This is a genomic window from Exiguobacterium sp. PHA03 (assembly GCF_041945985.1).
Classification (GTDB): Bacteria; Bacillota; Bacilli; order Exiguobacteriales; family Exiguobacteriaceae; genus Exiguobacterium_A.
Genome location: NZ_JAUTYQ010000001.1, coordinates 410,931 through 428,832, shown reverse-complemented (window position 1 = coordinate 428,832; position 17,902 = coordinate 410,931). Strand labels below are relative to the sequence as shown.

Below are 17,902 nucleotides of genomic sequence, written 5' to 3'. Positions count from 1 at the left end.
TTTGAATTAGAATCCAATCGCTTTCGTTTCTGCATCGAGATATCCGAGCAGTTCATCATCCACTGGTAAGAGCGTGATTGAGAACCCGTGCATCTCAAGCGATGTCATATAGTTTCCAACGAATGAGCGGGCAATCTCGTAACCATGCGCCTCAAGTTCTTCCGCGACATATTTATACGTGATGTACAGTTCGGATTCTGGTGTTCCGCCCATCCCATTCACCATGACGGAGACTTTTTTGTCTGGTACTTCTTTCGTCAAACGATCGAGCAACTCTTTGACGATCGCATCAACGGAAGCGACTGCTTTTCGTTCAAGTCCTTTTTCACCGTGGATCCCGATTCCGATCTCCATCTCGTCATCATGCAACTCAAAGCCTGGCTTGCCGCTCTCCGGCATGTAACATGGTGAGAGTGCCATTCCAATCGAACGAACGCCCTTGATGACTTTTTCCGCAACTGCTTTGACTTCACTTAGTGATTTTCCTTCTGCCGCTGCAGCACCGGCAATCTTATGGACGAAGACAGTTCCTGCGACCCCACGACGATCCTCTTCCTTTTTGATCGCGATGTCATCATTAACGACGACCGTATCAACTTCAATATCCTCGAGTTCAGCAAGTTCCTTCGCCATATCGAAGTTCATGACGTCACCCGAGTAATTTTTGACGACGAGTAATACGCCTTTTCCCCCATGAGCTGCCTTGATCCCTTCAAGCACCATGTCGGGTGTCGGTGAAGTGAACACTTCCCCACAAACAGCCGCAGCAAGCATACCGTCCCCGACGAATCCAGCGTGTGCCGGTTCGTGACCGCTTCCCCCACCAGAGACAAGACCGACTTTTCCGTCCAGTGGTACTTTCCGCGCAACGACGTTAACACCTTCGACTTTTTTATACAAATCAGGGTGAGCAAGTACGAGTCCGTCGACCATGTCTGAAACGAACCGGTTTGAATCTTTCATTAATTTGTGCATGAAAAACGCTCCTTTACCTAACTGATTTTGCCGTACCACTTACTCTTTACCACCAAATCAAGTCGAGTATGTCGAAAAAAACGATGAAAATATTGACCAGTTAGTGACGATATACCGCACGAATGCTATGCTCTTAAAAAAGAGGAGGAATCGAATGTCATCAGCCTTTCAAGCAGGTGTCCGCGCCTGTCTACCCACCGTCCTTGGCTATATCGGCATCGGCTTCTCGGCAGGGATCGTCGGTCGTGCCTCCGGCTTATCCCCTCTTGAAGTCGGATTCATGTCCGTCTTCATCTATGCCGGCGCCGCTCAATTCATCATCACGAGTCTCTTGCTGTTGAATAGTCCCGCCTCTGCCATCATTCTGACGACATTCATCGTCAATCTCAGGCACTTGTTAATGAGTCTGACGCTCGCTCCGCACGTCGAGACACGCCACCTTCGTGATCGACTCGGTACCGGGACGTTACTGACGGATGAATCGTTTGCGGTCGCAATGAATACTGCGCAAAAAGGGAAGATCTCACCGTCCTTCATGCATGGCTTAAATCTGACCGCGTATCTTAGCTGGATTATCGCAACCGTTCTCGGTGCACTTGTCGGTAGCTGGTTTCCTGATCCCGAGCGCTTCGGTCTCGACTTTGCTCTGACGGCGATGTTCATCGGTTTATTGTACTTACAATTTGAAGGAGAACGTACCCGCATTGCCGTGAATAGTTGCCTCTTATTGATCGTCTTACTTTTGCTTTACATCACCATGCGCTACTTTTCTGCGGAAGTCGCCGTTCTTTGCGCGACACTCGGTGGCGCTAGCATAGGAGTCGTGATCACACGATGGAAATCCGCCCAGAATTAATCGGTCTCTTTTTAGCTTGTGGACTCGTCACTTGGATTCCACGTATCTTACCGTTTCTCGTCCTTCATGGACTGACGTTACCGCGCCTTGTAACGGAATGGCTCTCGTTCATTCCCGTCTGCCTGCTTGGCGCCCTCTTCTTTCAAAATTTACTTATCGCGCAAGACAACGCGTTCCCGACGATTTCGACGCTTCATGTCTTCGCCGCCCTACCGACGATGGCAGTCGCGATTTTCAGTAAAAGTCTTTCTTGGACGGTCGTCACCGGTGTCGTCACGATGGCGTTTCTAAGGAGTTATCTGTAAGCAAATTATTCATCTTTAACATATTTCGGTAAATATTTTGTGTTATCCTTAAAATGGAAATACATAGATAGTGAAGGAGATGCTGATGTGCCGAACAAGTGGCTAATACCCTTTTTAATTTTATCGTGCGCTAGTTTTCTACTTGTGAATCAAATGGATCTACCTTATATGCTAAAACAAGGACTGGTCGTGTTGTACGTCATCGCCTATTTCGGTGCGATGGTTGTTTCTCGCAAAATGAAAGTCAGAGATCACAAACAATGACTCGAAAAAATCTCCTCTAGTCTTGAGAGACCGGAGGAGATTTTTGTGATCACGTATTTGCTTGTACGTCCTGATAATCCGATTGATGTTCAAACTCTTTTTTCGCAAACGGACATAACGGCAGTAGCTTGACGTTTACTTCCCGTGCCCAGTTGACGATCTCGGCAACGAGTTGTTCCCCAATCTGTTGATTCCGGTGCGCGGGATCGACATACGTATGATCGATGATCCACATGCCGTTGTTCGTATCGCTGTACGTGATTTCCCCAATCACTTCACCTTCCTGACGGGCTTCGATTTTACGTTCCGCTCGTTTCAGCTCCATTTGCTTCCCTCCATTCGTAAGATAAGGCGCCGCTTGGACAACCATCGACGACGCGCATGACGTCTTCCACCGGCGCCCCGTCCGCTTCAATCCACGGACGCCGTTTGACATCAAAGACGGTCGGTAGACTTCGTACACAATGACCGGAATGAATGCAGACTTCCGAATCAAAATAGACCGTGATCTCTTTGCCTTCATATCCTTTTTTCATGATGTATCGTCTCCCTTTCTTTGTACTCTTGTATCTTTCCATATCCTTGACTCAATTCCTGTCGACGACATGAAAAAAAGCACTTCCAGACAAAAGTCCAGAAGTGCTTGAGTTGGATTAGAACAAGACCATGTACTGATCGCGTTCCCATTCCGTGACTTGCGTCCGGAACATATCCCATTCGATTTCTTTCAATTCAACGAAGTGCTCTGCGATGTGATCGCCGAGAGCGTGCATGACGACGTCATCCGCTTTCAAGACTTCGAGTGCGTGGCTGAGTGTTGATGGAAGATCATCGATTCCGTTCGCAACGCGTTCCGGTTTGTCCATGACGTAGATGTTACGGTCGATTGGAGCCGGTGCTTTCAAGTTGTTCTTGATTCCGTCGAGACCTGAAGCGAGCAATGTCGCAAGCGCGAGGTACGGATTCGCTGCTGGATCGACTGAACGAACTTCGATACGAGTCGAGAGTCCACGTGCTGCAGGAACACGGACGAGTGGTGAACGGTTACGGGCTGACCATGCGACGTAGCAAGGCGCTTCGTAGCCAGGAACAAGACGTTTGTATGAGTTGACTGTCGGGTTACAAACCGCTGTGAAGGCACGTGCGTGTTTGAGGATACCTGCTGTGAAGGCACGTGCATCATCCGACAATTGCATTTCTTCGTTGCCTTCATCGAAGAAGACGTTCTCGTTGCCTTTGAAAAGCGACATGTTCGCGTGCATTCCTGATCCGTTGACTCCGAAGAGTGGTTTTGGCATGAATGTCGCGTGCAAGTTGTGCTTCGCCGCGATCGTCTTGACAACAAGTTTGAACGTTTGGATGTTATCCGCTGTCGTGATCGCATCCGCATATTTGAAGTCGATTTCGTGCTGACCTGGAGCGACTTCGTGGTGTGATGCTTCGATTTCAAAGCCCATGTTCTCGAGCTCGATGACGATTTCTTTACGGCAATTTTCACCAAGATCGACTGGTGCGAGGTCGAAGTATCCACCTTGGTCGTTCAATTCAAGTGTCGGACGACCTTTTTCATCTTTCTTGAAGAGGAAGAATTCTGGCTCTGGTCCAACGTTGAATGATGTGAAACCGAGTTCTTCCATCTCTTTAAGTACCCGTTTGAGCTGACCACGTGGGTCTCCTGCGAACGGCGAGCCATCCGGATTATGGATGTCACAGATTAAACGTGCAACTTTCCCTGTTCCATCTTCTGTCCATGGGAAGACGACCCATGTGTTTAAGTCTGGGAAGAGATACATATCTGATTCTTCGATCCGGACGAATCCTTCGATCGATGAACCATCGAACATCATTTTGTTATCAAGTGCTTTTTCCAATTGGCTTACTGGAATTTCAACGTTCTTGATCGTTCCGAGGATATCTGTGAACTGTAAGCGAATGAAGCGTACATCCTCAGCTTTAGCGATTTTCAAAATGTCTTCTCGTGTAATGTTGCGACGTGTCATGTGACAAATCCCCTCTCCGATTCGTTTTTATATGGTTACAGGTCCTTACTTGAAGAAACGCCCGAGCTCACCTTGGATGAGCGACGTCTTTCCATGTCGTCCTGCTTCCTTCAATTCATTTTTCAGGAGTTTATACAATTCGCCGTCAGATAGTTCCGGACGCGTCTCGACGACGCTCTCCGCAACGCGTTCGCGTTTGACGAGATCGTTTTCAAAAATCAATTTGATCCCTGCGATATTCAGTCCCTGATCCAGGTATTCCTTAATCGACAACAGGCGATCAACATCGTTGAACGAATAGAGGCGACGCTTCGTCTCTGTCCGCTCCGGCTTAATCAGTCCCTGTTCTTCGTAATATCGGATCTGGCGGGCAGATAACGCGGTCAACTCTTGAACGACTCCGATGGGAAATAGTGGCTTGGACTGGCGTGATGAGTCTGCCATGTGGTTCCTCCTTTTTCCTTACTCCATGAGAATAAACCTCTGTCAGGCAACTTGTCAAGCGATGTAAGAAAAGTTAACACAACTTTTTTAATCACTTTACTCGAAGTCGTTCAGAGGTCGTTTTCACGAGATATGCTAGTATTAAACGTTTTTTTCTGGAATTAATTGTTTTTCCATCAAGTGATTGACGGCTGAGATAATCGCGATCTTGACGTGGCTATACGTTAAACCACCTTGGACGTATGCAGTATAGGGTGCACGGATCGGACCATCCGCTGACAACTCGATCGATGAGCCTTGTACGAACGTTCCTGCTGCCATGATGACATCGTCCGCATATCCCGGCATATAATCCGGAATCGGTAACGCATGTGCATTGACGGGTGAAGCAGCTTGGATCGCCTGACAGAAAGCAATCATCGGCTCCGGCGCATGGAACGAGACCGATTGAATCAAATCCGTCCGTTCTGCCGTATGGTGCGGTGCCGTGTCAAAGCCGAACTGACCGAGCATGCTTGACGTGAACATCGCACCCATCAACGCTTGGCTAACCGTATGTGGTGCCATATAGAAACCTTGATACATATCCGGAAGTGCGGATAACGATGGACCGGCTTCGGCGCCAATCCCTGGCGTCGTCATCCGGAACGATGCCCGTTCGATCAAGTCCGTTCGACCGACGAGATAACCGCCAGTCTTCGCAAGACCACCACCCGGATTCTTAATCAACGACCCTGCCATCAAGTCTGCCCCGACGTGCGTCGGTTCGATCGTCTCGACGAATTCACCATAGCAGTTATCGACGAAAATCAAGACATGGGGATGGACAGCTTTGATGGTGGCGATCGCTTCTCCGATCTCGTTGACCGGTAGACTGCGTCGCGTCGCATACCCTTTTGAACGCTGAATCCCGACGACCTTCGTCTGCGGTGTGATCCGTTCGAGAACGGCCGGTACGTCGATCGTCTCGGCGTTTTTCATCTCGACGACATCATAGTGGACGCCCAGTTCCTTTAATGAACCGCGTCCATCACCACGAATTCCGACGATCTCTTCGAGCGTGTCGTATGGTTTTCCTGTGATATAGAGCAGTTCATCGCCCGGCAACAATAAACCGAACAATGCGATACCGATTGCGTGGGTGCCGCTGATGATTTGTGGACGACAAAGACCGGCTTCCGCACCGAAGACGTCGGCATAGATGCGTTCGAGCGTATCGCGTCCTTCATCGTTGTAGCCGTAACCTGTTGACGGCATGAAATGAAAATCACTGACCTTGTGACGCCGAAACGCATCGAGGACACGGAATTGATTGTATTCCGCGACCTCTTGCGCCTTCTTGACGTACGGAGCGATCTGTTCCTCCGCCCGGTCAATGAGCGGACGAAGCGTTTCGTAATGGGTTAATTCTGAAAACATGTTTACACCTCGTATTGTTTCAATGTCGCATATAGACGCGTATCTTTACGCAAGTAACCTTTAAGAATGACAGAACCATCTTCTTCGAACGATTCCTTCAAGTTCATCATGACTTCCTTTGCCGGATTGTAATGAGCAAAACCATCAACCGGGATGCGGATCTCGAGATACTCGAGGATCTCACTGATTGACCGTTCGATCTCTTCAATCAAACGCTCGATGTCCTGCGGATCAAGTGCAGAGATCAACAGTTTCCCGCCTGTAAACAAACGGTTCAGCTGGTCCTTCTTGTTGTAGACTTCTAGCTGCGGGATGTCACCGGCACCGAGTTCATCGAGAACATCGTTCGTCGTCTGCATCTGGTTCAAGTAATGCTCACTCGACGCATCGACGACGTGGAGGATCAAGTCCGCTTCTAGCACTTCCTCGAGTGTCGAACGGAACGCTGCGATCAACTTTGTCGGCAGATCTTGAATGAAACCGACCGTATCCGTCAGGAGGATTTGCCCACCTTCTGGCAAATCGACTTGACGTGTCAACGGATCGAGCGTCGCGAACAACTCATCCTTTTCGTATGTGTCGGCTTGAGTCAATCGGTTGAAGATCGTTGATTTGCCGGCATTCGTATAACCAACGAGTGCGATTTGGAACGTCTGGTTCTCTTTGCGACGTTCCCGGTAACGGGCACGATGCGCGACGGATGTCTCGAGTTGTTTCGAAATCTCATCGACGCGGCGCCGGATATGACGACGATCCGTCTCGAGTTTCGACTCACCTGGTCCACGTGTTCCAATTCCGCCACCAAGACGTGACAGTTGTGTTCCCTGCCCAGCAAGACGTGGCAACAGATAACTCATCTGTGCCAGTTCGACCTGCAATTTCCCTTCGCGTGATTGGGCACGTCCAGCGAAGATATCGAGAATCAACTGCGTCCGGTCGATCAACTTGATCGCTTCCGGGTCTGATAAGGCAATCCGGATATTTTTCATTTGACCGGGCGTGACTTCAGCATTGAATATGATTAAATCAGGTTCAAGTTCGTCTGCTAACGCAACGAGTTCCTCAACCTTTCCTTTTCCGATGAACGTACGGCGGTCAATTGCTTGTCGTTTTTGATCCAAACGACCGACGACGACACCATGCGCAGTCGTTACGAGTGCTTCGAGCTCCGCGACCGATTCTTCATAGACATGATCCGGGACACCGGGGAGCTGGCAACCAACGACGATGACGCGTTCTGACATAATATCATTCCTTTCACGAGTAAAGACGTACTGCGCCCCTTATCATACCACAGCCACCGGTTCGTCTGAACTTTTTTGGACAGGAAACATCCGTTCGGTTTATGATGGAAGAAACACCATTACGAAAGGGAGGAAAACGATGGCACGCGAACAGTCGTATACGCTTCCAGAGTTCATTGAACGCTACCTATTTTATTTAACGACAAGCGGACGACAACTTTCGACCGTCCGGCGCTATCGGTACGATTTAATCGAAGTCCACCGCTATATGACGGATGTCGATCAACCACTTGAGACGATCGATGATTTCAAGGCGATTTCGATTGAGACGTGGAAGACGTTCATCAATGAGTACTTGATCGAAGAGAAACTCTACCAACAAGCGACGGTCGCCCGAATCGTCACCGTCATCAATCAAGTCAATTACCAAATTCGACAAACGAAGGCGAAGCTGATCGAATACGCACAACCGACACATGAATTGACGGCAAAACACGTCGCTTCCTTTAAGGAATACGAGCAACTCGTCCGAACGAATCAATCCGATCGCGGCTTGACGGAACATCAATTGAAGGCACGTCCGTTTTTAATCGATCGAAACGAACTGATCCTTCGATTGTTTTATCGCTACGGTCTACGTGTTCATCACATCATTGGTTTGAAGATGCATGACCTCAATTTCGCCCAGCAAGAGATGACCGTCCACGACCGACTCGGTAATCGTTACCTGCTTCACCTCGAGCGGGAGGATCAAGACATCATGTTGCGTTACTTGAAGACGATCCCGGAACCGGTCCGTCCCCGTTACCACAGCACCGACCCCTTTTTCGTCGCCTTCGACTTCGCCCGGATGACGTTCCGCTGGGTTTACAGTAAGAATGCACCGAAGCAACTATCGATCGTCATGATCACGAAGATGATGCGTCAGTTGAATGAACGGTCGGATAATAAACGGGTCTTGACACCGTCGATGTTACGCAACAGTTTTATCCTGAAAACATATCAGAACGAGATGACGAAGGAAGAACGCCTGCAGAAGACGTGTCTTTATAAGGATGTCTCGCTTCGACGTTATGAAGAGGCGGTCGAGGAACTGACACCATTACTGTAATGACACATTTACGCTGAGAGCAAAGTAGCTATCATTTTTCGCTTCACTTGCGAAGCGTCATTCTTCTTTCGTTATTCGTCTCGAATTTTTAATACGACCCACACCTGAATGAAACCTAAAAAAAGACGACCCCCCGGTCGTCTTTTTCATTAGCGAGAAACTTCTTGTGTCTCTTCTTGTTCATATAACGTCACGTTGCGCGCTGGTGCGAACGTCGAGATTGCGTGTTTGTAGATCAATTGCTGTTTGCCTTCCGACTCCAAAATGACCGTGAAGTTATCAAATGACTTGATCAGCCCCCGTAATTGATACCCGCTGATTAAGAAAACCGTCGTTGGGACTGCATCTTTCCGTAATTGATTTAAAAAGACGTCCTGAATGTTGTATGTCGCTTTCATGATTCCCCGTGCCCCCTCTTTTTATCTGTTTCTGTCTTCGGGCAACTCTTATTTAACCGCTTTCAGAAACTCTACAGTTCTATCATAGATAATTTTGAACGTTTCTTCAAATGAAAACTTTCCCATATCTACCCAAACGCCATCAAATTGATGACGGAACCATGTCAATTGACGTTTGGCGAAGCGTCGTGTGTTCCGTTTTAGCATGTCAACAGCAGGATCGAGTGGTGCTCCGTCAAGAACAGGTAACATCTCTTTATAACCAATCGCTTGCAACGCCTTCGTCTGTCGATACCCGGCAGCGTCCAGACGCGCCACTTCCTCTAGAAGGCCACTGTCGACCATCATGTCTACCCGCTGATCAATCCGGTCATACAAACGATCCCGGTCTTTCATGTGTAAAACGAACAACAAACTCTCGTAAAGTGCCGGTTGACTGCCAGTCGTTTGTGTCTGACCAGTCCGCGCGACCTCGATCGCCCGAACGACCCGCTGGATGTTATTCGGATGAATCGCTTCTGCGCGCACCGGATCGAGTTCCTTTAACTGATCATGTAGTGCAGTTGCTCCATGTGTCGCAGCATACGCTTCGAGTTCAGCCCGTAAGGCTGGATCTTCTGCCTGCTCAGTAAACTGGTAGTCATATAAAATTGAACGGATGTAAAGCCCTGTTCCGCCGACGATGATCGGCAACTTACCACGGCTCGCGATCTCATCGATCGTTGCTCGGGCAACCGTTTGGAAACGGGCTACACTCATCTCGTCGTCCGGTGTAACGAGATCAAGCAGATGATGCGGCACTCCTTCCATCTCTTCGGTCGTCACTTTTGCCGATCCGATGTCCATCCCTTGATAGACTTGAACCGAATCTCCGGATAAGACCTCTCCGTTTAGTCGTTTTGCGAGTTCAATGCCTGTCTTCGTTTTTCCGACTGCCGTCGGTCCGACGATGACGATAACTGGTTGTTTCTTCATTCTGCTTCACCCATTCTTTATCTTTTTCATTTTTGATTCGAGTGTACCACAGCCATTTACTCGGATTAAAAAAATCCACAAAAAAACCGTCCTCCTTGGACGGTTCCACACTTACTTGTCTTATACGCGACGGATGAAATCGTCATAGATGGCACTAAAGATGCACCATCCACAAATGACGACGCCTGTCAGCATGATGCCCCAATCTGCCATGGTCGTTCCTCCTCTAGTCATCGTTATTCTCTCTTTTGACGGTTTGAATGGTTTGTAAACCCTTTCGAGCAGGTTTGACACCAATTCTTGGAATCAGTATGATAAAAGTACGATTGGTACGTAGCGCGGAGGCTGACCTGCATCGGCTTCCTATTAGAGGCACTGCCTCTCGATTCCATGTCTTGTGCTGGCACGAGGCGACATAGGAAGATTTCCTTCTTCCACAGAACAGGTCCGGCATCATGCCCGGGCCTGTTCTGTGTGCTAGTAGATTATTTCGAAAGGAGCTGGTTCTCGTGCGCATTCAAATCATTGGTGGGTCTGGTACTGGAAAAAGTACACTAGGTGCATTCATCGGACAATCGGAACGGATTGCGTGGATCGATACCGACCATTATCTCTGGAAAGATACGAAGTTCACTGAAAAACGTGACGTCTCCGAGCGATTTTCCATGTATGAAGCAGATATACTGTCTTACCGTGATTACGTCGTCTCCGGTTCCGTCTTCGCCTGGCACCCGGATGGTTTCACCAATCGGGACTTGCTCGTCTTCCTGTCGCTCGACGAATCGCTCCGGATGGAACGGCTCATCGCACGCGAAGCAGCACGTTATCCTGACTTTTCAGGATCAAATGAGTTCCTCGACTGGTGCCGGACGTATCATACGGCGACGGACCCGAAGATGATCGGCACGTTCGCGGAACACCAACTGCAAATGGAACGGTCGGTTTCCCCCGTTCTAAGTTTAGACGCTTCAATACCAACACAGCTTCAGTATCAAAAAATAATGGAAACATACGACAAATTGCCTTACAAATAATGACAAACGGGTCCCCCTCTTCAGGTGGACCCGTTTTTCTTAATACATATCTTTTTGCGTGAAGTTCCAGAAGGCAACGATTAGTGCCGCGACCGTCCAACAACCGAGGACAGCAAGCGAGAACGGAAGTGTCATCCCTTCGATCGGTGGCGCTTGACCATCGAGGTAGTTAATCAGTCCAAAGTTGACGTTGACGAGATACTTCGAACTCGTCCAGCTTGAACCGAGCGTCGTCAGTAACGTACCGGAAATCAAAACTGCCATCATGATCCCGATGCCTGTCGCCGTATTCTTGACGAGAACGGAAACCATCAAGGCAATCGTCCCGACGACCGCCGTGACGATCCAGGCTAGACCGACCGCCATCAACAGATACTCCCACATCGGTAACGTATGCACGAATTCAGTCGAGAACGTTCCGCTCGGTGAAGCTTGGAATCCGGTCAAGATCGGTGCGGTCCAGCCGTCATAACCGAGGACGATTCCGGATATCGCATAACAGACGACGACGGTCAATGCCATCAGCATCGATGTATAAAGTAACACCGTCAACCATTTCGCCATGAGGATCTTCCAACGCCGGACCGGTCGCGACAGCAATGTCTTGATCGTTCCGTCATTTTGTTCCCCGCTGACGATGTCCGCCATGATGACGATGATGAACAGCGGTAAAATCAGCGTCAATCCTTGCGAAAAGAATATCCGGATGAACGTCGGGGCTCCCGGATAATTCGGATTGATGTCGTTATCGAGATAGTATTGGTTTTGTTTTAGGTCGAATTCAAGGAACTGACGGAACTCATCTTGAATACTGCTAGAAGCAAGACGGTTCTGTGTATCGACGATATCTTGTTGAAGTTCAACCCGCCAATCGAGTGTTCCTTGCTTTTTGATCTGTTCTTGAATGTCTCGATACTGTGCGTACGTAAACATTGAGACGAGGACGATGAGGATGATCGCAACGACAGCAAACCGACGTTTCGAAGCGATTTTCGTAACTTCATTTCGGACGAGACCGATCATGTTCGGATTACGCAATGTGATCGCCTCCCGTTAACGTGATGAACAGATCTTCAAGCGTCTGGACTTTCCGTTCGATCGTCCAAACTTCAACACCTGCTTCAAGCAACTGCTTGTTGAGTGCCGGCGTCTTACTAGCATCCATCAAGGTATGGACCGTATTCGCATCGACGACTTCGGATACTTGGACTAAATCAGAAGCCGATAAAATCTCGTTCGCCTTGAAGGCATCGTCGACACGCCAATCAACACCAGGAGCAAGCGACTCGACCAGCTCCTTGACCGTTCCGACTTGGACGATTTTACCGTAACTCATGATCGCGACACGATCGGCGAGCATCTCGATTTCAGCGAGAATATGACTCGAGACGAGGACCGACAGTCCCGTTTCCTCGACGAGCCGGCGGATGAATTGACGCAAATCCCGAATCCCCATCGGATCGAGACCATTCGTCGGTTCGTCGAGAATCAAGACGCTTGGTCGTCCGAGTAGTGCTTGGGCGATACCGAGACGCTGACGCATCCCGAGTGAGTATGTCCGGACTTGATCGTCGACCCGCGCCGTCAAATCGACGAGATCGATGACTTCCTGAATCCTTGCCTCGTCGACATTCGGTAACATCCGGGCGAAGACTTGTAAATTTTCACGACCTGTCAAATATTTATACAACTCCGGGTTCTCAACGATCGAACCAATCCGCTCCATCGCTTGGACGAACTGTTTGCGGACATCGAAGTCACAGACTGTGATTTTACCGGACGTCGGTTTGATCAGTCCGACGAGCATCCGGATCGTCGTCGTTTTCCCTGCCCCGTTCGGTCCAAGGAATCCGAAGACCTCACCCGGTTGAATTTCAAACGAAATATTATCGATAATCGTTTTTTTTCCGATCACCTTTGTTACACCTTCTAATTTAACTGTTGGTTTCACGTCTCTCACCTCTTATTGTCTATTCTAGCGGAATAATGAATCATTTGACTTGTCAGAACACTTCATTTCCGCACATTCTTTCTACATTTGCTACAATCAGGATAGAACCTAGAAGGAGGAACGTTCATGAAGCGATTACGCTGGCCCCTGTTTTTAACCGTTTCACTCTTACTGACCGCACTGTTTGGTTACGGTTTCGTCAACGCCTATAGTGACGTCGTCAATCCACCGAAGCGTGCCGTCCTCACACCAACAAAGGAAGAACCTGTCAAAAAAGGCGGAACGTACGTCGCGCTTGGTGATTCCTTGACGCGTGGTGTTGGAGCATCGAACGGTAATAGTTATGCTGCTCTTGTCGGACGCGACCTTGTCAAAGCGAACACGGTCGAGCGTTTTCAGAATCTTGCCGTCAGTGGTGCCCGGACGGAAAATTTATTAAAACAACTCAAACAAAAAGAAGTCCTACGCTCAGTCAGTCAAGCGAAAGTCATCTCGGTGACGATCGGCGGAAATGACTTGTTCAATCGTGGCGAAGGTGTCACGAATTTCGATGCAAAGAAAACGGCCGCGACGATTACGACGGCTCAAGACAACTTAAAAAAGACGTTCCGGATTCTGCGCGAACAAAATCCGGATGCTGTCATCTTCTACGTCGGACTTTATAATCCTTTCCGTGCAACGGAAAACGGTGAGGCGTTCGATGCGATCGTGCAAGACTGGAATGCTAAATCCCGGACGCTCGGGATTGAATATGACGTCGAAATCATCGACACATTCAATCTCGTTCGCGACGTCAAACGTGATTTATCAAGCGATCAGTTCCATCCGAACGACTCTACCTATGAAGAGATCGCAAAAGCCGCATTACTTGCTGTCAATAAACGTTTCTAAAACAAAAAGCCGCCTAAATGGCGGCTTTTTGTTCCGATTCATTTCAGGCGTTTGGCCAAGGCAATGAGTCCCCATTGAAGCGGCAAACGTGTCCAGAGCAACCATGATGGAAGGCGCTTCCCATTGACCGGTTTCGGATTGACGGCCATATTGACGTTTGCCGGTAAGACCGCGTACAAAAAGGCCGGAAGCGTCTTACGAACGAGATGTACTCCTTTTCCTGTCAATAGCATGAGACCATAAGCGATCTCGATCACACCCGTTACTTGGACGAAAAAGCGCTTGAACGGAATGAACGACGGCATGATGCTGACAAACCCTTTCTCGTTGCGGAAATGACCAACTCCCGCAAACAATAATCCTGCTCCATAGACTAAACGTAATAGCATGATCTTTCACTCTCTCTTTCCACTTTACGGATTCATTCGAAACAGCTTCAGTGTATCGAACTGATCCGATTATCTCAACTTTTAGAAATTGTCGTCGAATTATGGGGAATGATGAGTCATTTCGGAATGTCTCCCGTAATCAGGTGACAAGTCGCTTCATTTGCTATGATGAAGTCAGAAATCATACAGGAAGGGATGACGACTTATGGCTGGAAAAACAAAAGGACTTTTACCTGGATTGACTGGAGGAATCATCGGTGCCGTTCTGACGGCAACGATCGCGTTTCCGATTTTACTCGATCAAGAACAACAGGTCGCGGACACACCACTCTCAAACGGAATGCCAAAACAAGTCTCGACGACGTCGAATGATCCAGTGACGAATGCAGTCGCCACTGCTCAAAAATCCGTTGTAACGGTGACGAATTATCAAACCGGTAATGCGATGTCGCAAAAAGAAGCAGCTGCCGGCTCGGGATCTGGTGTCATTTATAAAAAAGAGAATGGAAAAGCATACATCATTACGAACCACCACGTCGTCGATGGCGCATCAAAACTTGATGTCACGCTTAACAACGGTAAAACACTGCAAGCCAAATTACTCGGTAGTGACGAAACGTATGACTTAGCCGTGTTAGAAGTCGACGCAAACGACGTTCCAGGCGTCATCACACTCGGGAAATCGGCTGACTTAAAAGCCGGACAGACTGTCCTTGCGATTGGTAATCCGCTTGGTGAATTCCAAAATTCCGTTACCCGTGGAATCGTCAGTTCGAAAGACCGGACTGTACCGGTCGATACGAATAACGATGGACAAGACGACTTTAATACAACAGTCATCCAGACGGATGCCGCGATCAATCCTGGTAACTCAGGCGGTGCCTTGATCAATGAACAAGGACAACTCGTCGGTATCAACTCGATGAAAATTGCCGAGTCGGGTGTTGAAGGTGTCGGTTTCAGTATTCCAATCGATGATGCATTACCAATCCTCAAACAACTTGAGACGAACGGTAAAGTCGAACATCCGACACTCGGTGTTTCCTTACAAGATGTGGCGGCGTTCCCTGCTGGTTATTTAAAAGATCAAGTTAACTTACCAGAGAGTCAAAAAACAGGTGTCGTCGTCATGTCAGTCGAACCGAACAGTCCAGCCGCTGCGGCTAAACTGAAAACAGGTGACGTGATCACGAAAATCAACGACTCCGAGATTAAAGGATTCGTCGATATCAAAACGGCACTCATCAAATCAGACGGTCCACTCTCACTGACAATCATCCGTGACGGAAAAACGATGACGGTCGAGACAAAAACAACGACGACCGACCAGCTGTAAACTTCAGCCTGACGTTTCGTCCGCCTTCCTTTTCGGGTATTGTTTTAGAACAATATCGAATTGGGAGGCTTTTTCTATGTATGACTTAATCGGCATCGGCATTGGTCCGATGAATTTAGGGTTGAGCGCACTGGCTCATCCGACAGATTTAAAAACGTTATTTTTTGACGAAAGCGAACAATTCTCATGGCATCCCGGCATGATGATTCAGGACTCGATGATGCAGACAAGCTTCATCTCCGATCTCGTCACACTTGCTGATCCGACGAGCGCATTTTCTTACCTTAATTACTTACGATCGATCCAACGTCTCCACACGTTTTACTTCTATGAAAAACTTCTGATTTCAAGACAAGGTTACAATGATTACTTACGCTGGGTGGCGACACAGCTTAATGATTTACGATTTTCAACCCGCGTCGTCGATGTGCAAGATACCGGTGATAGTTTCGAGGTCCTCGTCGAAGATGTCACAACCGGGAAACGGGAAACGTTCGAAGCACGGAACGTCGTCATCGGTACTGGCTCAAAGCCCGCGATTCCAGATACGTTTGACGAGCGTGTCATTCACAATACACAGTATGTCATGAACAAGGCAGAACTGTTGCAGCGCAAAAAAATCAGTATCGTCGGCTCCGGTCAAAGTGCTGCCGAGATCTTCCTTGATCTTTTGACGACACCTGCTCCAGAGCGTCCTGAACTCGAATGGATTGCGCGTTCGACACTGTTTGAGACACTCGAGACCGGTAAACTCGGAGAAGAAATTTTTTCACCGAGCTATGTGACGTATTTCAACCAACTCCCACTCGAAGTAAGACAAGAGTCGGTCAAGAAATTCGCCCGGTCTCAGAACGGCATCAGTCCAGAGACCCTGCAATCGATCTATGCCCACCTCTATGATTTGACGGAAGAAGAACAGCAACAAGTCGCGATTCGCGCGAATCTTGAAGTGAAAAAGATTACCTATGACGAACGGTTCACGATTGCGATGCAACATCAAGAGCTCGAAGATGAACGCTCGTCCAAAACAGATGCTGTCATCGCGGCAACCGGCTTTTCGCCATCCCTTCCAAGCTTCATTGATCGACTCGATATCGTATTCGAAGCACCCAACGCTTGGAAAGTCGACGCGGACTATCAAATCGTGCGTTCCGTCGAGACGGCGCATCATCTTTACGCAACCGCTAATTTAGAGTTATCACATGGTCCAGCAGCTGATAATCTCGGCATGTCTGTTTCGCGGAATCAGTTGATCTTGAACGCTGTCGCCGGTACGGAACTTTATCCGGTCGAACAACATGCGACGTTTACGACGTTTGATTAAGTCAGATGAGCATACAGTAAAACGGACGAGGTATGGTGCGCGCCATACCTCGTCCGTTTTGTCTATTTCAATGTTTCACGTCACGGTTTTTTCGTTAGTTCTAGTGCAGCCAGTAACAATAACGTAGCTTGCACCCGTGTCACTCCTGATTTAGCCAGTAACAGATGAAAGGCAATCAACCAGTTGACTTCGTCTGAAAAACGATTCCGTGCTCGCTCCCGATCGACGATCCGGGTCACGTAAATCCAATCAACACGTTCCATCGATGGTAATAACGCAAGAAGCGGCATTAAACGATCCCAAATAATGATTTCTCGCCGTTCAAGTAGTTCCCGCCAAGCAACGATTCGTTCTTGTTGCGCTGACGCATCCGGATGCGCTGCTAAGATCTGCGCCGTAATGACACGTTCACTCGTCCGTTCCATATATTGCGCAAGCCACTCTTCAAACGTATCAACGCGTTCTAAAAACGTATCTGGTAGTGGGTGCTGTTCAAGCAAAGTCGATGTCACGACATACTGCTTCGCAGCATTCAGATGTGGTCGTGTCGCATGCAAGCGTTCCATGTAGGGAAACGCATCAATCCCTTGTCGACGGTTCAGTACTTCATTGAGTGCAAAAAATGGTCGGACTCCTTTATCACGAATCAATCGATGTTTAATCTTCTTTTCAGCGACGATGATTTCTTCGATGAGGATATCAGGATCCGTGCTATTCAGTTGAACATGGGCAACGAGCAATGGTGTATAGCGGCTCCGTAACGCTGAAAAGCGAGATGTCTGGTGTTTGATCGTTCGCATCAGACGTTCGTAGACATTCTGCTCAAAGACAGTATCGTGAATCGTGTAGGACAGCGCAAAAAAACGATGGAAATCATGTGACGATTCCTCCCGCAAGACGGGATAGCTCTCATCATAATTCTCACAGAATTGACCGTACATCCTTCCACCTCTCCTTCTTTTCTATGCATCGTTTTCCCTAAAAAT

20 protein-coding genes are annotated in these 17,902 nt (G+C 48.4%); 7 read left to right on the top strand and 13 right to left on the bottom strand.

Translation table 11 applies throughout. The features are described from left to right. Positions 1-6 precede the first annotated feature (6 nt). Positions 7-975 (bottom strand): dihydroxyacetone kinase subunit DhaK, encoded by a 969-nt coding sequence (dhaK, locus tag Q7C19_RS02180; protein WP_375091492.1) that lies wholly within the window; start codon positions 973-975, stop codon positions 7-9. Between the two features lie 154 nt (positions 976-1,129). Here dhaK and Q7C19_RS02175 point away from each other — a divergent pair, with 154 nt between their 5' ends. Together Q7C19_RS02175 and Q7C19_RS02170 are read left to right on the top strand one after the other, a co-directional pair. Beyond that, positions 1,130-1,831, top strand: a complete 702-nt coding sequence (locus Q7C19_RS02175; protein ID WP_035408725.1) for an AzlC family ABC transporter permease — start codon at positions 1,130-1,132, stop codon at positions 1,829-1,831. Then, positions 1,810-2,136, top strand: coding sequence for an AzlD domain-containing protein (locus tag Q7C19_RS02170; protein ID WP_375091491.1), 327 nt, complete (start codon positions 1,810-1,812; stop codon positions 2,134-2,136). Before Q7C19_RS02175 ends, Q7C19_RS02170 begins: the two co-directional genes overlap by 22 nt. A gap of 313 nt (positions 2,137-2,449) precedes the next feature. Here the strand turns inward: Q7C19_RS02170 and Q7C19_RS02165 are convergent, their stop codons facing one another. The 6 genes from Q7C19_RS02165 to hflX all read right to left on the bottom strand — a co-directional run bounded on the left by Q7C19_RS02165 (position 2,450) and on the right by hflX (position 7,507). Further along, positions 2,450-2,725, bottom strand: a complete 276-nt coding sequence (locus tag Q7C19_RS02165; RefSeq protein WP_375091490.1) for a GNAT family N-acetyltransferase — start codon at positions 2,723-2,725, stop codon at positions 2,450-2,452. After that, entirely contained in the window at positions 2,700-2,936 is a 237-nt protein-coding gene (locus tag Q7C19_RS02160; RefSeq protein WP_375091489.1) for a (4Fe-4S)-binding protein, read from the bottom strand. The genes Q7C19_RS02165 and Q7C19_RS02160 overlap by 26 nt, the downstream gene beginning before the upstream one ends. Positions 2,937-3,053: 117 nt before the next feature. Beyond that, entirely contained in the window at positions 3,054-4,400 is a 1,347-nt protein-coding gene (gene glnA / locus Q7C19_RS02155; protein ID WP_056060529.1) for a type I glutamate--ammonia ligase, read from the bottom strand. Positions 4,401-4,445: 45 nt separating this feature from the next. Continuing rightward, complete coding sequence (locus tag Q7C19_RS02150; protein WP_023467758.1) at positions 4,446-4,844, bottom strand: MerR family transcriptional regulator; 399 nt, start codon at positions 4,842-4,844, stop codon at positions 4,446-4,448. Positions 4,845-4,985: 141 nt separating this feature from the next. Continuing rightward, on the bottom strand, positions 4,986-6,263 hold the full coding sequence (locus Q7C19_RS02145) for a methionine gamma-lyase family protein (RefSeq protein ID WP_375091488.1): 1,278 nt from the start codon (positions 6,261-6,263) through the stop codon (positions 4,986-4,988). Between the two features lie 2 nt (positions 6,264-6,265). Further along, positions 6,266-7,507: a GTPase HflX gene (hflX, locus tag Q7C19_RS02140; protein WP_034785946.1), complete on the bottom strand. Its 1,242-nt coding sequence runs from the start codon at positions 7,505-7,507 to the stop codon at positions 6,266-6,268. Positions 7,508-7,646: 139 nt separating this feature from the next. On the opposite strand from hflX, the gene Q7C19_RS02135 reads away from it, so the two are divergent. Then, positions 7,647-8,618: a tyrosine-type recombinase/integrase gene (locus Q7C19_RS02135; protein ID WP_375091487.1), complete on the top strand. Its 972-nt coding sequence runs from the start codon at positions 7,647-7,649 to the stop codon at positions 8,616-8,618. A 149-nt stretch (positions 8,619-8,767) separates the two neighbouring features. Here the strand turns inward: Q7C19_RS02135 and hfq are convergent, their stop codons facing one another. Beyond that, positions 8,768-9,016 carry an RNA chaperone Hfq gene (hfq, locus tag Q7C19_RS02130; RefSeq protein WP_023467753.1) on the bottom strand — a complete coding sequence of 83 codons (249 nt, stop codon included), beginning with the start codon at positions 9,014-9,016 and terminating at the stop codon, positions 8,768-8,770. 48 nt (positions 9,017-9,064) lie between these two features. After that, positions 9,065-9,991 (bottom strand): tRNA (adenosine(37)-N6)-dimethylallyltransferase MiaA, encoded by a 927-nt coding sequence (miaA, locus tag Q7C19_RS02125; protein ID WP_375091486.1) that lies wholly within the window; start codon positions 9,989-9,991, stop codon positions 9,065-9,067. Positions 9,992-10,500: 509 nt separating this feature from the next. Here miaA and Q7C19_RS02120 point away from each other — a divergent pair. Beyond that, a complete protein-coding gene (locus tag Q7C19_RS02120; protein ID WP_290786262.1) occupies positions 10,501-11,025 on the top strand; it encodes a P-loop NTPase family protein in 525 nt (174 codons plus the stop codon). A gap of 39 nt (positions 11,026-11,064) precedes the next feature. On the opposite strand, the gene Q7C19_RS02115 is transcribed toward Q7C19_RS02120, so the two are convergent. Then, positions 11,065-12,063 carry an ABC transporter permease gene (locus Q7C19_RS02115; RefSeq protein ID WP_035408742.1) on the bottom strand — a complete coding sequence of 333 codons (999 nt, stop codon included), beginning with the start codon at positions 12,061-12,063 and terminating at the stop codon, positions 11,065-11,067. Beyond that, a complete protein-coding gene (locus Q7C19_RS02110; RefSeq protein ID WP_023467748.1) occupies positions 12,056-12,976 on the bottom strand; it encodes an ABC transporter ATP-binding protein in 921 nt (306 codons plus the stop codon). The genes Q7C19_RS02115 and Q7C19_RS02110 overlap by 8 nt, the downstream gene beginning before the upstream one ends. A 126-nt stretch (positions 12,977-13,102) precedes the next feature. Here Q7C19_RS02110 and Q7C19_RS02105 point away from each other — a divergent pair, with 126 nt between their 5' ends. Next, positions 13,103-13,867, top strand: coding sequence for an SGNH/GDSL hydrolase family protein (locus tag Q7C19_RS02105; protein WP_056060514.1), 765 nt, complete (start codon positions 13,103-13,105; stop codon positions 13,865-13,867). Between the two features lie 38 nt (positions 13,868-13,905). Here the strand turns inward: Q7C19_RS02105 and Q7C19_RS02100 are convergent, their stop codons facing one another. Next, a complete protein-coding gene (locus Q7C19_RS02100) occupies positions 13,906-14,256 on the bottom strand; it encodes a DoxX family protein (RefSeq protein WP_035408747.1) in 351 nt (116 codons plus the stop codon). Positions 14,257-14,461: 205 nt separating this feature from the next. On the opposite strand from Q7C19_RS02100, the gene Q7C19_RS02095 reads away from it, so the two are divergent. Together Q7C19_RS02095 and Q7C19_RS02090 are read left to right on the top strand one after the other, a co-directional pair. Then, the gene (locus tag Q7C19_RS02095) at positions 14,462-15,592 is read left to right on the top strand and encodes a S1C family serine protease (RefSeq protein WP_313491964.1); all 1,131 of its coding nucleotides are present in this window, start codon (positions 14,462-14,464) and stop codon (positions 15,590-15,592) included. A 76-nt stretch (positions 15,593-15,668) separates the two neighbouring features. Beyond that, the gene (locus Q7C19_RS02090) at positions 15,669-16,916 is read left to right on the top strand and encodes a lysine N(6)-hydroxylase/L-ornithine N(5)-oxygenase family protein (RefSeq protein ID WP_056060509.1); all 1,248 of its coding nucleotides are present in this window, start codon (positions 15,669-15,671) and stop codon (positions 16,914-16,916) included. A gap of 80 nt (positions 16,917-16,996) precedes the next feature. Here Q7C19_RS02090 and Q7C19_RS02085 read toward each other — a convergent pair whose 3' ends face one another. Further along, positions 16,997-17,857, bottom strand: a complete 861-nt coding sequence (locus tag Q7C19_RS02085; RefSeq protein ID WP_375091485.1) for a DUF4003 family protein — start codon at positions 17,855-17,857, stop codon at positions 16,997-16,999. Positions 17,858-17,902: the final 45 nt, after the last annotated feature.